The sequence below is a fragment of the Dactylosporangium sp. CA-139114 genome (genome assembly GCF_050955725.1).
Classification (GTDB): domain Bacteria; phylum Actinomycetota; class Actinomycetes; order Mycobacteriales; family Micromonosporaceae; genus Dactylosporangium.
The window spans coordinates 9,577,124-9,591,295 of the sequence record NZ_CP192080.1; the positions used below are offsets into that span (position 1 = coordinate 9,577,124).

Consider the following 14,172-nt stretch of genomic DNA (forward strand, 5'->3'; position numbering starts at 1 on the left):
CGGAGCCGGAGCCGGGTGCGGCGCCGACCCCAGACCCGTCGCAGGAGCCAGAGCGGGAGGGTGCGGTGCCCGTCCCAGTCCCAGTCCCAGTGCCGGACGGGGGAGTGGGCGGCGGCGAGGCGGGCGCGGCGAGAACCGGTGCCGGCCCTCGATCCGATGAAGCGGTGGAAGAGCCGGACGCGGGCGGAACGGGGGTGGCTCGGTGAGCGTCGATGCGCTGGGGGCCGCGCTGCCCGGGGTGCCCGTCGCGGCGGGGCTGGTGGGGTTGCTGCTGCGGTACCGGATGCGGGGCTTTGCCGCTCTTCTCGGGGTGGGCGGGGCCACCGTCGCGCTCGCGTGCGCGATCGCGGTCGCGGTGCGGGGGGTTCGCGGCGCCGACGCCGGGGTGACGATCGCCGAGTTCGGGCGGCTCACGGTGACGTTCGGGACGTGGCTGGACGGGCCGGCGGGTCTGGTCGCCGTGGCGGTCGGCGTGGTCGCGCTCTGCGTTCAGGTCTACTCCGTCGCCTACCTGCACGACGACGAGCGATATGCGCCGTATGCGGCGCAGGTGAGCCTGTTCACGGGCGCGATGCTGCTGGTGGTCGTGTCCGGGGACCTCATCGCGCTGCTGGTGGGGTGGGAGGTCATGGGCATCTGCTCATACCTGCTCATCGGGCACGATCGGCGGCTGCCCGAGGCGCCGCGGGCCGCGGTCAAGGCGTTCCTGGTGACGCGGGTCGGCGACGTCGGCTTCCTGCTCGGGATCGTGGTGCTGGGGCTGCACGCGCACAGCTTCCGGATCGCCGAGGTGTTCGCGGCGGCGCGGTCGGGGGCGGTCTCCGGCGGGACGCTGACCGCGGCGTGTGTGCTGCTGCTCGCCGGGGTGGCGGGCAAGAGCGCGCAGTTCCCGCTGCACACGTGGCTGCCCGACGCGATGGCCGGCCCGACGCCGATCTCGGCGCTGATCCACGCGGCGACGATGGTGGCGGCCGGGGTGTATGTGGTCGCCCGGCTGTACCCGCTGTTCGAGCGCTCGACCGCGGCGATGGTCGTGCTCGCGGTGATGGCCTCGGTGACCATGCTCCTCGGCGCGCTCAGTGCGCTCGGGCAGGACGACATCAAGCGGGTGCTCGCCTGGTCGACGGTGAGCCAGCTGGGGTACATGACGGGGGCGCTGGCGGTCGGCGCGCCCTCGGCGGCGCTGTTCCACCTGCTCACCCACGCGGCGTTCAAGGCGCTGCTATTCCTCGCGGCCGGGTCGGTGATCCACGCGGTCGGCACCAACCTGATGTCGGCGATGGGCGGGCTGCGCGGCCGGATGCCGGCGACGTTCTGGACCATGACGATCGGGCTCGGGGCGCTGGCCGGGGTGCCGCCGCTGGCCGGGTTCTGGAGCAAGGACGCGATCCTCGAGGCGATGACCGGGTCCGGGCCGGTGCCGCGCGGGGTCGCGTGGATCGTGCTCGGGTCGGCGGGGGTGACGGTGGCGTTGACCGCGGCCTACGTGGTGCGGCTCTGGCGCCGGACGTTCTTCGGCACGCCGCGCACCGCCGCGGCCGAGGCCGGGCACGAGCCGCCGTGGGCGATGCGGGGGCCGCTGCTGGTCCTGGCCGTGCCGGCGGCGCTGCTCGGGCTGGCCGGGCTGCTGACCGGCTTCAGCGAGCGGCTCGGCGCCGGCGAGCCGGTGGCGCACCTGGGCTGGATGTCGCTGGTCGCGCTCGTGCTGCTGGCCACCGGGGCGCTGTTCGCCTGGCGTCGCGATCCGGCCGCCGCGCCGCCCGACACGGCGCTCGGGCGGCTGCTCACGAACGCCTTCTATCTGGATGCCGTGCAGGACGCTCTCGTGACGCGGCCGGTGGCCGCGCTGGCGCGGCTGGCCCGCCGCGGCGACGAAGGGCTCGTGGACGGGGCCGTCGAGGGGGTCGGCTCCGGGGCCGGCGGGCTCGGCGGGCTGCTCGCCCGGGCCCACAGCGCCGCGCTGCCCCGGGCCGCGACCGCGGTGCTGGCCGGCGGCGTGGTGCTCGCGGCCGTGATCGTCATCGCGCTGGGGGTGGGGCGATGAGCTCCGCACAGACGTTGTTGCTCGCCACGCTGCTGTTGCCGGCGATCGGGGCGGCGTTCGCGGCCGCCATGCCGGCCCGGCTCGACCGGGCCGGGCGGGTCGGCGGGACGGTGTTCGCGGCGGCCACCGCCGGGGTCGTCGTCGCCCTCGGCCTCGCGCGCACCGAGACCACCGGGGTGCGGCGGATCGAGCCGTTCGCCGAGATCGACGCGCCCTGGGCGCCGTCGCTGAGCCTGCGGTTCCACATCGGCGTGGACGGCATCTCCTATCCGCTCGTCGCGCTGACCGCCCTGCTGACCGTGCTCTGCTGCGCCTACTGCCTCTGGCGGGTGCCGGAGCCGGGGCGCGGGCGGCTGCTCGTGTCGCTGCTGCTGGTGCTGCAGACCGGCATCACCGGGGTGTTCCTCGCGCTCGACCTGGTGCTGTTCTTCGTGTTCTTCGAGGTCGTGCTCCTGCCGATGTACGCGGTGATCGCGGTCTGGGGCGGGGCCGATCGGCGGCGGGCGGCGCGGAAGTTCGTGCTCTACACCCTGTTCGGCTCGGTGCTGTTGCTGGTCGGCGTGTTCGTGGTCGTGTCGTCGTCCGGCACCGGGGACCTGGTGGCGCTGAGCGACCCGGCGGTGCGGCCGATGTCGGCGGGCATGCAGCTGCTGGCGTTCGTGCTGCTGGCGCTCGCGTTCGCGGTGAAGAGCCCGCTCTGGCCGCTGCACACCTGGCTGCCGGCGGCCCACACCGAGGCGCCGACGGTCGGGTCGGTGATCCTGGCCGGGGTGCTGCTGAAGATGGGCACCTATGGGCTGCTGCGGATCGCCGTCGGGGTGGCGCCGGACGGCGCGGCCCGCAGCGCGCCGGTGCTGGGGATCCTCGCGACGGCGGCGATCCTCGCGGGCGGCCTGATCTGCCTGGCGCAGACGGAGCTGAAGCGGCTGATCGCGTACTCCTCCGTCGGTCACATGGGCTTCGTCCTGCTGGGCGTGGCCACGCTCACGGCGACGGGCATGCAGGCGGCGCTCATCGGCAACATCGCGCACGGGATCGTCACCGGGCTGCTGTTCTTCGTCGCCGGCGGCATCAAGGACCGCACCCACACCGGAGACCTCGACCGGCTCGGCGGCCTGCGCGAGACGGCTCCGGCCCTGAGCGGGGTGCTGGCCTTCGCGGCGATCGCGTCGCTCGGCCTGCCGGGGCTCGCCGGGTTCTGGGGCGAGGCGTTCGCGGTGGTGGCGGCGTTCCAGCGGGGCGGGCCCCTGTGGACCACGCTGGGCGTGCTGGCCGCGGCGGGGGCGGCGCTGGCGGCGGCGTACTTCCTGCGGCTCCTGCGCCGGGTCACCCACGGCGCGGCCACGCCCGACGTCGCCGCGCTCGCCCGGCCGCTGCCCGCGCTCGTGGGCGCGGCGCCACCCGGCGCGCCGCTCCCCCGTGGCGAAGAACCCGGTCGCCCGGTGGACGACGGCGGCGGGCGGACGGCGGCCCGGCTGACCGCGGGTGAGCTGGTCGCCTGGGCGCCGCTGATCGTGCTCACGCTCGCCGTGGGTGTGGCGCCGGCGCTGGCGCTGGGCTGGTCCAACGCGGCCGTCGAGGCACTCGCGGGGGTGTTCGGGCGATGAGGATCGACCAGGTGGCGCTGATTCCCGCGTACGTGGCGGCGGGGACGGCCGTGCTCGCGCTGCTCGTGGATCTGTTCGTACCGGGGCGGCGGGGGCCGGTGATGGGCGCCACGGCGCTCGGGATGGCGGGGGTGCTCGCCGCGGCGATCGCGGCCGGGGCCGGGGGCGAGCGGCGGACCGCCTTCTGCGTCGGGCCCGACCAGTGCTCGCTGGTGCTCGACCCGGCGACGGCGATCGTCGCCGGCGTGTTCGCGGCCCTCGCGCTCGGGGCGCTGGCGCTGTCGGTGCCGCTGCTGCGGACCGGCGAGGTGCCGGTCGGCGAGCACTGCTTCCTGCTCGCCTGCTCGCTGACCGGGGCCGTGGTCCTGGGCGGCGCCCGCGATCTGATCACGCTGATCGTGGCGCTGGAGACGCTGACCCTGCCGCTGTACCTGCTGGTGGGGCTGCGCCGCGGGGCTCGCGAGGGCGCGACGGCGGCGGTCACCTTCTTCGTGGTGAGCGTCGTGTCGACGGCGATCGCGCTGCTGGGGGCGGCGCTCGTGTTCACCGCGACCGGCGGGGTGCACTTCTCGGACATCGCGGCGGGGCAGGCCCACCTGGCCGGGCAGCCGGCCGACGCCGGCGCGGCGGGGCTCGCGACCGGGGCGATGCTCAAGGTCGGCGTGGTGCTGCTGCTGGTCGGGCTCGGGTTCAAGGTGGCGGCGGTGCCCGCGCACGCGTGGGCCCCCGCGACCTACGACGGGGCGCCGCTGCCGGTCGCCGCGTACCTCTCGACCGCGTCGAAGCTGGGCGGGGTCGTCGCGCTGCTGCTCGTCGGGGTCTCGGCGGCCCGGCCGGTGCTGTCGACCTCGGGGCTGACGCTCGCGGTGCTGGCCGTGCTGAGCATGACCGTCGGCAACCTCGTGGCGCTGCGGCAGCGGCGGATGGTGCGGCTGCTCGCCTGGTCGTCGGTCGCGCAGGCCGGCTATCTGCTCGCGCCGCTCGGGGCGCTGGTCGCCGCCGGCAAGGTGACGCCGCTGCTGGTGGCGGCCGCGATCGGGTACGCCTTCTTCTACGTGGTGCTCGAGTTCGCCGCGTTCGGGGCGCTGGTCGCGGTGCGCGGGGCGGCCGACGGCGGCGAGATCGCCGACTACCGCGGGCTGGCCCGGCGCTCGCCCTGGCTGACCGCGGTGCTGGTGCTGGCCCTGGCCGGGCTCGCGGGGCTGCCGCCGGGGCTCGCGGGGCTGTTCGCGAAGGTGGCGGTGGTCCGATCGCTGCTCGGCGGGGACGCCACCTGGCTGGCGATCGTGGTCGCGGTGAACGCGGTGATCGGGCTCGCGTACTACGTGCGCGTGGGCGCGACCTTCTTCGCCGCACCGGGCGACGGGCCGGCGGCCGCGACGCCGCGCGCTCGGGTGCCGTGGCCGGTCGCCGCTTCCGTGGGGGCCGCCGCGGTCGTGGCCGTGCTGGTGGGCTTCGGCCCCGAGCTGGTGATGCGCGCCGCGGGGACATTCGGCTGACGATCAGCTTCTCGGCATGACTCTCAGCCAGCTCACGGCGAGCGTCGGGAAGAGTACGGGGAGTCGCGCTGTTGTAGGTGACATGCAGCACAGGCATTTCAACGGCGTGAAGACGGCAGCCCTGCTCGGGTTGCTGACCTCGCTCATTCTGCTTGTCGGCTACTGGCTCGGCGGTAGCACCGGTCTGGTCATCGCCGTGTTCCTGTCGCTGGCCATGAACGCGTTCAGCTACTTCTACTCCGACAAGATCGCCCTGCGCGCGATGAACGCGCAGCCGGTCACCGAGGCCCAGGCGCCCCAGCTCTACGCGATGGTTCGCGAGCTGGCGACCAGCGCCGGGCAACCGATGCCCCGGCTGTACATCAGCCCGACCCGGCAGCCGAACGCGTTTGCGACCGGGCGCAATCCGCAGAACGCGGCCGTCGCGGTCACCTCGGGGATTCTCGAGACGCTCACGCCGCGTGAACTGCGGGGCGTCATCGGACACGAGCTGTCACACGTGTACAACCGGGATATTTTGATCTCGAGCGTGGCCGGGGCGCTCGGCGGGATGATCACCATGCTCGCCAACCTCGCGATCTTCCTGCCGCTCGGCGGGTCCGACGACGACGAGGAGGGGCCCGGCCTCGCGGGGCTGCTGCTCATGATGATCCTCGGACCGCTGGCCGCGACCGTGATCCAGCTGGCGATCAGCCGGAGCCGGGAGTACCAGGCGGACGAGTCGGGCGCCCAGCTCACCGGGGACCCGCTCGCGCTGGCCAGCGCGCTGCGGAAGATCCACCGGGGCACCCAGGCGCTGCCGCTGCCGGCCGACGGGCAGCTGGCCAGCCAGGCGCACCTGATGATCGACAACCCGCTGCGCGGGGGCGGGATCGCGTCGCTGTTCTCCACGCACCCGCCGATGGAGCAGCGGGTGGCGCGGCTTGAGCAGATGGCGGGGCTCGCGCTGCACCGGTGACCCTTAGCCGAAGACGAGCGCTGACCGGTGTCCGCCGGTCAGCGCTCGCCGTTCACTCACACGAGCGATGCGAAACCGGCCGCCCTGTAGGGTCGGCAGCCATGGCTCAGACGCTCCAAGTCGTGCTGACCGATCCGGACGAGGCCGGCGAGCTCGACATCGAGATCCGCCACACGGACAGCTTCCTGCTCGTCCGCGCGCCCAGCGACCTCCGCGATCTTGTCGATCGAGACGGGTCAACGGCGGAGGTGTCACTCGGCTAGGCTGCGCGGCTATGGGTGCGATCCGGCCGTGGGAAGTTCTGTGCTGCTGCGTCGTGGTGGTGGTGGCCGTGATCGTGACCGCCGTCGTGGTGGTGGTCGTGCAGCGCAACAAGCGCCGCTGACCGCTCCAGGCCCACGTCGTGCAGCGCAACAAGCGCCGCTGACCACCCCAGACCCACGTCGCGCAGCCCGGCAAGCGCCGCTGAACGCTCCGGGGGCACTGACTGCTCCGGCCCGCGGGCGAGCCGGAGCAGCGCCAGGTCAGCGGTAGTTGGTGAACTGCAGGGCGATGCCGAAGTCCTCCTGCTTGAGCAGGGTGATGACGGCCTGCAGGTCGTCCTTCTTCTTGCCGGTCACACGCAGCTGGTCGCCCTGGATCTGGGCCTGCACGCCCTTCGGGCCCTCGTCGCGGATCTTCTTCGAGATGGCCTTGGCCTTGTCCGACTCGATCCCCTGCACGATCTTGGCGTCGATCTTGAAGGTCTTGCCGGACGGGCGGGGCTCGCCCGCGTCGAGGGACTTGAGCGAGATGTTGCGCTTGACCAGCTTCTCCTTGAAGACCTCGAGGGCGGCGACGACCCGCTCCTCGGTCTCCGCCTGGAGGGCCACCGTCTCCTCCCCGGCCCACTTGATCTCAGCGCCGGTGCCGCGGAAGTCGAACCGCTGCGCCAGCTCCTTCTCGGCCTGGTTGAGCGCGTTGTCGACCTCCTGCCGGTCGACCTTGCTGACGATGTCGAACGAGGGTGCCGAAGCCATGGCAGACGCTCCCGGTTACTGCGTGCGAAGACGGTTGTGGGCGTGCCGAGGGTACCCGTTTGCATTGCCCCCGGGGCCTACCGCTATTCTGGCTTCCGCCAGGCGGGTTGCCCGAGCGGCCAATGGGAGCGGACTGTAAATCCGTCGCGAAAGCTACAGAGGTTCGAATCCTCTACCCGCCACTGGCAGTACAGAGAGGCCCGCGACCAGGGGAAACCCCGGGTCGCGGGCCTCTCTCGTCGGTCCCACTGCGTCTCACTCGGGACAGGCAGATCTCACCCGTCGCGACCAATACGCGACCACGGTTTAGGCCGCCGCCTCCTCGTCCTCGCCCTGGTCGAGGCCCAGCGCGAGGCCGATGCGGTACAGCGCGGCCTCGGTTCCCCCGTCCAGGCACTTCGCGTACACGTCCAGCAGCACCTTCACGCTGTTGCCCGCCCGCTCGGCGACCTGGGTGGCCTGGTACGCCCGCGTTCAGCCACTTGCGGGTGACGAACAGCCGGCCATTCTCAGCGGGTGGGTACTCCGCGATGTGGCGCGCGAGCAGCTCGGCGAGCGGCGGCGCCACCGGCACGCGCCGGGTGGCCGTCTTCGCGCGGTGCTTCAGCCCGCGGTTCTCGGTGACCTCCTCCTCGTTGCTCCAGCCCTGACCGACCGCCACCGTCGCGCCCGTGAGGTGCAGCCAGCCCAACGCGCCCGGCTTCGGCGGTCGCTCGAACTCGTCGGCGGGGAGGTGGAGCACCTCCTCCGGCCGCAGCCCGGCGTAGTACATACAGCCGAAGAACGCCTCCAGCTCGGGGCTCTCCTCGGCCACGGCGGCCAGGAGGTCGGCGACCTGCTTCGGGTTGGCGACAACGGCCCGATCGACGCCTTCGTCCTTCTTCGGCCCCGTCCAGCTCACCAGCGAGAGCGGGTGTACGTCGAGCACGCCCAGCTCGACGGCGTACCGCAGGGAGTTGGAGAACACCGCCCGTTTGCGGGTCACGGTCGCGGCGGCGGGCTTGCCGTCGCTGCTACGCAAGGCGAGGGTGTCGAGCACCTTCCGGACCAGCGCGGCCTCTTTGAGCGCCGACAGCGCAACGGTGTTCGCCTGGAGCCACGCCACGGTGCTGGTGAGGTGCGGCGGCGTGGCCCGGGAGACGGTGAAGGGCGCGCTCGACGCGCTGCGCGCGGAGCGGCTCATCGTGTCGCGGCAGGGCAGCGGCGTGTTCGTGCGCGCGCAGACCCAGCGGCCGGTCGAGCTGCGGCCGCACCTGGAGGCCGCGTTCGAGCGCGAAGACGTGACCATTGACTTCGCCGGGTTCCTCGGCGAGACGCTCCAGGGGGCCCTGGCCGAGGTGCTCGACCGGGTGCGCGCGGGCCAGCTGGTGCCCAAACGCATCGCCATCCGGGTCCTGGTGTCCGACATGGGCGTGCCCATGGCTCTGCCGGCACGAGCCGACACCGGCGCCGATGACCCGATCGTGCGGGAACGGATGGAGCGCATCTCGCACCGGTCGCTCGACGCGATCGTCGACCAGGTGCACGAGCTCAGCGACCTCGGCCTGGTCGCATGGCACGCAGTTCGTGACGGCGTCGAAGCAGTGGTTCGACTCGGTGTGGGACAGCGTGGCGAGGGAGTACCAGGGATGAACGACGACCTGCGCGGGCTGCTGGCCCGCAGCCGGGCGATCCTGCTCGACTTCGACGGGCCGGTGTGCTCCATCTTCGGCGGCTACCCCGCCCCCCAGATCGCAGCCGAGTTACTCGACATGGTTAAAGCGCGCGGCGTGAACCTCGCCGAAGGCATCCGCTCCGAGACCGACCCGATGGAGGTGCTTCGCTGGTCGGCGACCGTTGGCAAGCCCCATCTGCTCCGGGAGGTAGAGGATGGGCTTTGCCGGGCCGAGTTACTTGCCGTTGAGTCCGCGATTCCAGAGCCAAACGGCCGAGCTGTGATCGAATCCTCTCGCGAATCTGGGCGGCCGGTGGCGATCGTAAGCAACAACTCTGCCGGCGCAATCGAGGCCTACCTCCAAGAGCACCGCCTTAAGGACTACGTCGCCTTCATCTCTGGCCGCGCCTACGCCGACCCCGAACGGATGAAACCTAGCCCAGAGCCGCTATTGCGCGCGGCTGCCGCGCTCCAGGTGAAGCCAGCAGATGCGTACTAATCGGCGACTCTCTGTTCGACATCGAGGGCGCACAAGCTGCCGGCGTGCCAGTAATCGCCTACGCCGACAAGGCCTCTAAGGTTAGCCGCTTCAGGGAGCTGAAGGCCGACATAGTAATAACGAGCATGGCCGATGCTGCCTTATACCTGGAGGCGCTATGAGAGGAACCATCGCGCCGCATTTCGCTCTACTTAAGAACGGCGGGCCTCTTTAGACTCTACATCTACGAGCTTAGGTAGATCGAATATGCGCCTATTGTTGAGATGGAGGGGAGTAATTCTTCACCCAAGCACGCTGCCGGGAATCCCAACCATAAAAGGCGTGCTGCCCGTAGTCTTCCGAGTCCGCACGTGTTATCCATCTCAAGGGATGATCCTGGTCGCCAATCCTATACTGAACCTCGTTTCCATTGATGATTGCGTCAATAACAATCGCTCCTTCGTACCGAAATTGCTCTTGAGAGTTGACACTCAAACGAATAGTGGCATAACCCTTCTGCTTCAGCGTAACTGAGCCTGGGGGCATTGGGTACTTTCGGTCGTCCTGGCCGCCTGCAGCGAGACCATTTTCCAGTATTTCGGTAGTACCCTTATTGGTATCAATAGTGGCGTTGTAGAAGGGGTCCACGTCTCCGCCATTCCACCTACACTTCACCCATGTTCCGGACCCGATTTGCCGAGAGCTACGCCGATAGATAGTAGCCGTGATATTTTTTACAACAAGAACATCCGGATCTCCGGCAAGCATGCTAAATAACACTTCAGGGCTATCGAAATACACGTTTGAGGCTCCACGGAGCCATGAGTCCCAGTCTCGGCAGTGTGCCCAATCACTTTTGAAAGACGGCGGCCATGGCAGCTTCTCTGGCGACGCGTCGAACCAAACGTCCGTGTAGTTGCTAGTCTCAACAAAAACCTTCGCCATCGAGGACGAAGATGGCAAGAACACGCAGCTGATGACTATGTTTTTTCCCTGGGCATTACAGTTTCCCACAATCTGCGGGCCTACGGCCTCCGCCCCAAGGGAAGGAGCCGACCCTTTCGGAACGATTTTATCGTCCGATTGCCTCAGAAAGCACGCCCCGAGCCCAGGAATAAGTGCAAGTGCAATTGATGCCGCCATGCCAAGCCGCCAAGATGCTTTCATTTAGGCTTCTCCGCGCACTGTACGGTATTGCTCCCGCCCTGCGCGTTGCAGTTTCCAATTATTTGGTTCGACGGTTTGGAATCGTCACGGCTCGGGCCGCACGAGACGATTGCGACAACGATCGAAACGAGAGTCAGTAGCGCGCCAACGCCCTGCCACCAACGCTTCCCGAGAAAGTAGTCCAGCCATCGCCTGCCGAACTTTTCCACACCCGACATACCACTCATTCCGATGGAGACTGCCACCAATTAATTCGCCGGTCTAGTCCTGACCAACTGGCGTGTCCTTCCAACTCTGCCACTTGAGGCGACAAGATCGGAATGACGTCAAGGACGAATCCACTGCCTGTGGCAACTTTCAGACTGATGTGGTCACCAAGGACGCTGATCGATGGAGAACACAATCCTGATGGCCCACGCCTCAACCTCATCGGAGCAGCCACGAGAGTGATTTGCGGACAGAACGGACTTTTCCGTTCAAGTCCACCATCAATGCGAGGTGATTCGGCGACGGGGGATTGATGGGAAGCGTCGAGGATCTAGACGGGAGTGGAGCTGCGGTGACCTGCCCTTCTTGGCGGCTCCGACTCAAGTACCTCTGCAACCGTGACGCGACAACGGGGAGCCGACAGCAGGTCTTTTTGCAGGTAGAGCAGCACCTATTTCTAAGACTGTAAATCCGTCGCGAAAGCTACAGAGGTTCGAATCCTCTACCCGCCACCGGCAAGTCTGAAGGGCCCGTCACCGACGGGCCCTTTTGCATTGCCGACCTCGGCCAAAGCCGCGTCCAGGGCCACCCGCAGCGCCGTCGAGTCCCCGGTCGCCATCAGGATGCCGACGCCACCCTGCACCGCCGCCAGGATGACCAGCCCCGACCGCTCCGGGTCGGGGGCGCCGGCTCGGCGCGCGCCCTCGGTGAGTCGCGTTCGCCAGGTCTCGAGCAGGTCCGACACGATCGGCCGCACCTCTGGGTTCGTCGGGGCCAGCTGGCGCGTCAGGGCCGCCAGGGGGCACCGCGTGCCCTGGGCCTCGTAGCGCTCGACCACCGCGTCCCGCCAGGCCGCCCAGGACTCCGGAGGGCCGAGGGAGGTGAGGTGGGGCTCTTGGTCGAGCAGTACCGCTGAAGCCTCGTGCCGCGCGACGGCCAGCAGGAGTCCGGCGCGCCCGTCCGGGAAGTAGTGGAAGAGCTGGCTCTTGCTCGTGGCGGTCGCGGCCCGGATGTCGTCGAGCGACACCTCATCGACGCCGCGCTCGCGCAGAAGTGCCGCCGCGCCGGCCACGATGCGCTCCCGGGTCGCGGCCCCCTTCGGCGTCAGGGACGTGCTCACCAGCACATCCTAGCCATGTGGACCGATCGGTCCAGAAATTGCTACCTTGGCTGGACCGTCTAGTCCATTCAGGAGTTGTACGTCATGAGCCGACTCGCCCACCGCACCGCCCTCATCACCGGCTCGACGAGCGGCATCGGCCGCGCGATCGCCGAGCGTTTCGCCGCCGAGGGCGCCGATGTCATCGTCAGCGGCCGCCGGGCCGACCTCGGCGCCGAGGTGGCCGCGGCGATCGGCGGCCGCGCCCGTTTCCTGCCCGTCGACCTCGCCGCCGGCCGTGGGGCGATCGAGGAGTTCGCGGCCCGGGCCGGCGACGTGGACATCCTGGTGAACAACGCCGCCTACCTGGTCGGCGGCCGCTCGACCGCCGATACGCCCGAGGACGTGGTGGACGCGGCTCTGGCCACGAACGTCAAGGCGCCCTACCTGCTCACCGCCGCCCTGGCGCCGAAGATGCTGGCCCGCGGCTCGGGCGCGATCGTGAACATCGGCTCGATCAACGCGCTCACGGGCATGCCCGGCAGCGCCCTCTACAGCGCGACCAAGGCGGCCCTGCACGCGCTCACGGCCGCATGGGCGGCGGAGTTCGGCCCGCACGGCATCCGGGTGAACACCATCGCCCCCGGCCCCACGGACGTGGAGTGGTCCACGCCGATACGGCCGTACCTCGAGCGCATCGTCGCCACCGTCCCGAGCCGGCGCCTGTCCAGCCCGGCGGAGATCGCGTCGGCCGCGGTGTTCCTGGCGTCGGACGAGGCCGCACACATCCACGGCGCCACGCTGGCGGTGGACGGCGGCCTGACCGCGGTCACGGCCCACGGCGCCGCCCGGGCGGCTTAAAGCCTCAGCGGTCACGGCCCACGGCGCCGCCCGGGCGGCTTAAAGCCTCAGCGGTCACGGCCCACGGCGCCGCCCGCGCGGCCTGAGGGCTGAGGGCTGAGCGGCTCAGTCGGAGTCGGGCCACCAGAGGGCGCGGCGCATGTCCACCTTGTCCCCACGCAGCGGCGTGCCCTCGTCGCGGTGGCGGCGCAGCGCCTCCCGCTCGTGGCCGGGCACGAGCCGGCCGTTCGCGGCCACGACTCGGTGCCAGGGCACCGGGCCGCCGTAGTGGGACATGACGCTGCCGACCTGGCGCGGTCCGCCCTGGCCGAGGTATTCGGCGATCGCGCCGTACGACATGACGCGCCCCGGCGGAATGCGCTCCACGAGCGACAGGACCCGCTCGGTGTACTCCTCGTCCGCCACGATATGGGAACCTACCGCGCCCGGGGCGGACGCACGCGGCAAGATGAGCGGCGTGCGTGAACAGGTCACCGAGGCTCGACGGATCGTCGTCAAGGTCGGGTCGTCGTCGCTGACCACCGCGGCCGGAGGGCTCGACGAGGCGCGGGTCGACGCGCTGGTCGAGGCGCTGGCCACGACGCCGGCCGAGGTCGTGCTCGTCTCGTCGGGCGCCATCGCGGCCGGCCTGGCCCCCCTGGGGCTCCCCCGGCGCCCGCGCGACCTGGCGACCCAGCAGGCCGCGGCGAGCGTGGGGCAGGGGCTGCTCATGCGGGCGTACAACGACGCCTTCGCCCGGCACGGGCGCGTGGTCGGGCAGGTCCTGCTGACCGTCGACGACGTGACGCGCCGCGCCCACTACCGCAACGCCTACCGCACCCTGCGGCGCCTGCTGGACCTGAAGGCGATCCCGATCGTGAACGAGAACGACACCGTCGCGACCCAGGAGATCCGCTTCGGCGACAACGACCGGCTGGCGGCGCTCGTGGCCGCGCTGGTGCACGCCGATCTGCTCGTGCTGTTGTCCGACGTGGACGGCCTGTATACGGGCGACCCGTCGCTGCCCACGTCCGCGGCCATCACGGACGTGCGCACGCTCGCCGACCTGGACGGCGTGGACGTCCGGCGGCCGGGCAGGGCCGGCGTCGGCACGGGCGGGATGGTCACCAAGGTCGAGGCCGCGCGGATCGCCACCACGAGCGGCATCCCCGTCGTGCTGGCGTCGGCGCCGCAGGCCTCCGCCGTGCTCACCGGGCAGCCCGTCGGCACGCTGTTCCACCGGCAGCGGGAGCGGCCGCAGGCCCGGCTGTTCTGGCTCGCGCACGCGACCAGCCCTCGCGGGCGGTTGCATCTGGACGCGGGGGCCGTGCGCGCGGTCGTGGGCGGGCACGCGTCGCTACTGCCGGCCGGGATCACCGCCGTGGACGGGCGGTTCGCCGCGGGCGATCCGGTCGACCTCGTGGACGGGGGCGGCGTTGCCGTGGCCCGCGGGCTGGTGAACTACGACGCGACCGAGCTGCCGCCGCTGCTGGGGCGCTCGACGGGGGACCTGGCGGCGGAGCTGGGCCCGGCGTACGAGCGCGAGGTCGTCCACCGCGACGACCTCGTGCTGCTGTAGCCGCCGCGAGTAGGCTGTGGC

11 protein-coding genes, 1 tRNA gene and 2 pseudogenes are annotated in these 14,172 nt (G+C 70.6%); 10 read left to right on the plus strand and 4 right to left on the minus strand.

The features are described from left to right. Positions 1-202: 202 nt before the first annotated feature. The 5 genes from ACQP2P_RS43050 (at position 203) to ACQP2P_RS43070 (ending at position 6,371) form a co-directional block, all read left to right on the plus strand. A complete protein-coding gene (locus ACQP2P_RS43050) occupies positions 203-2,044 on the plus strand; it encodes an NADH-quinone oxidoreductase subunit 5 family protein (protein WP_433611018.1) in 1,842 nt (613 codons plus the stop codon). Then, a complete protein-coding gene (locus tag ACQP2P_RS43055; protein ID WP_433611020.1) occupies positions 2,041-3,651 on the plus strand; it encodes a complex I subunit 4 family protein in 1,611 nt (536 codons plus the stop codon). The genes ACQP2P_RS43050 and ACQP2P_RS43055 overlap by 4 nt, the downstream gene beginning before the upstream one ends. Further along, positions 3,648-5,150, plus strand: coding sequence for an NADH-quinone oxidoreductase subunit N (locus ACQP2P_RS43060; RefSeq protein ID WP_433611022.1), 1,503 nt, complete (start codon positions 3,648-3,650; stop codon positions 5,148-5,150). Before ACQP2P_RS43055 ends, ACQP2P_RS43060 begins: the two co-directional genes overlap by 4 nt. An 82-nt stretch (positions 5,151-5,232) precedes the next feature. Then, a complete protein-coding gene (htpX, locus tag ACQP2P_RS43065) occupies positions 5,233-6,108 on the plus strand; it encodes a zinc metalloprotease HtpX (protein ID WP_433611024.1) in 876 nt (291 codons plus the stop codon). Positions 6,109-6,230: 122 nt separating this feature from the next. Then, a complete protein-coding gene (locus ACQP2P_RS43070; RefSeq protein ID WP_433611026.1) occupies positions 6,231-6,371 on the plus strand; it encodes a hypothetical protein in 141 nt (46 codons plus the stop codon). Between the two features lie 261 nt (positions 6,372-6,632). Here ACQP2P_RS43070 and ACQP2P_RS43075 read toward each other — a convergent pair whose 3' ends face one another. Next, on the minus strand, positions 6,633-7,127 hold the full coding sequence (locus ACQP2P_RS43075) for a YajQ family cyclic di-GMP-binding protein (protein WP_433080862.1): 495 nt from the start codon (positions 7,125-7,127) through the stop codon (positions 6,633-6,635). 101 nt (positions 7,128-7,228) lie between these two features. On the opposite strand from ACQP2P_RS43075, the gene ACQP2P_RS43080 reads away from it, so the two are divergent. From ACQP2P_RS43080 to ACQP2P_RS43090, 3 genes and pseudogenes are all read left to right on the plus strand, one after another. Beyond that, positions 7,229-7,309 (plus strand) — tRNA-Tyr (locus ACQP2P_RS43080). 942 nt (positions 7,310-8,251) lie between these two features. Further along, positions 8,252-8,759 (plus strand): annotated as a pseudogene (locus tag ACQP2P_RS43085) (hypothetical protein); the annotation flags it as partial. Next, a pseudogene (locus ACQP2P_RS43090) lies at positions 8,756-9,441 on the plus strand (HAD family hydrolase). The pseudogenes ACQP2P_RS43085 and ACQP2P_RS43090, both read left to right, overlap by 4 nt. Positions 9,442-9,532: 91 nt before the next feature. On the opposite strand, the gene ACQP2P_RS43095 reads toward ACQP2P_RS43090, so the two are convergent. Together ACQP2P_RS43095 and ACQP2P_RS43100 are read right to left on the minus strand one after the other, a co-directional pair. Further along, positions 9,533-9,907, minus strand: coding sequence for a hypothetical protein (locus tag ACQP2P_RS43095; RefSeq protein WP_433611028.1), 375 nt, complete (start codon positions 9,905-9,907; stop codon positions 9,533-9,535). Positions 9,908-11,135: 1,228 nt separating this feature from the next. Continuing rightward, a complete protein-coding gene (locus ACQP2P_RS43100; protein ID WP_433611030.1) occupies positions 11,136-11,753 on the minus strand; it encodes a TetR/AcrR family transcriptional regulator in 618 nt (205 codons plus the stop codon). Positions 11,754-11,837: 84 nt separating this feature from the next. Here ACQP2P_RS43100 and ACQP2P_RS43105 point away from each other — a divergent pair, with 84 nt between their 5' ends. Beyond that, a complete protein-coding gene (locus ACQP2P_RS43105; RefSeq protein ID WP_433611032.1) occupies positions 11,838-12,593 on the plus strand; it encodes an SDR family NAD(P)-dependent oxidoreductase in 756 nt (251 codons plus the stop codon). 105 nt (positions 12,594-12,698) lie between these two features. Here the strand turns inward: ACQP2P_RS43105 and ACQP2P_RS43110 are convergent, their stop codons facing one another. Then, positions 12,699-12,998, minus strand: a complete 300-nt coding sequence (locus ACQP2P_RS43110) for an MGMT family protein (RefSeq protein ID WP_433611034.1) — start codon at positions 12,996-12,998, stop codon at positions 12,699-12,701. A gap of 52 nt (positions 12,999-13,050) precedes the next feature. Here ACQP2P_RS43110 and proB point away from each other — a divergent pair, with 52 nt between their 5' ends. Beyond that, on the plus strand, positions 13,051-14,151 hold the full coding sequence (gene proB / locus ACQP2P_RS43115; protein WP_433611036.1) for a glutamate 5-kinase: 1,101 nt from the start codon (positions 13,051-13,053) through the stop codon (positions 14,149-14,151). Positions 14,152-14,172: the final 21 nt, after the last annotated feature.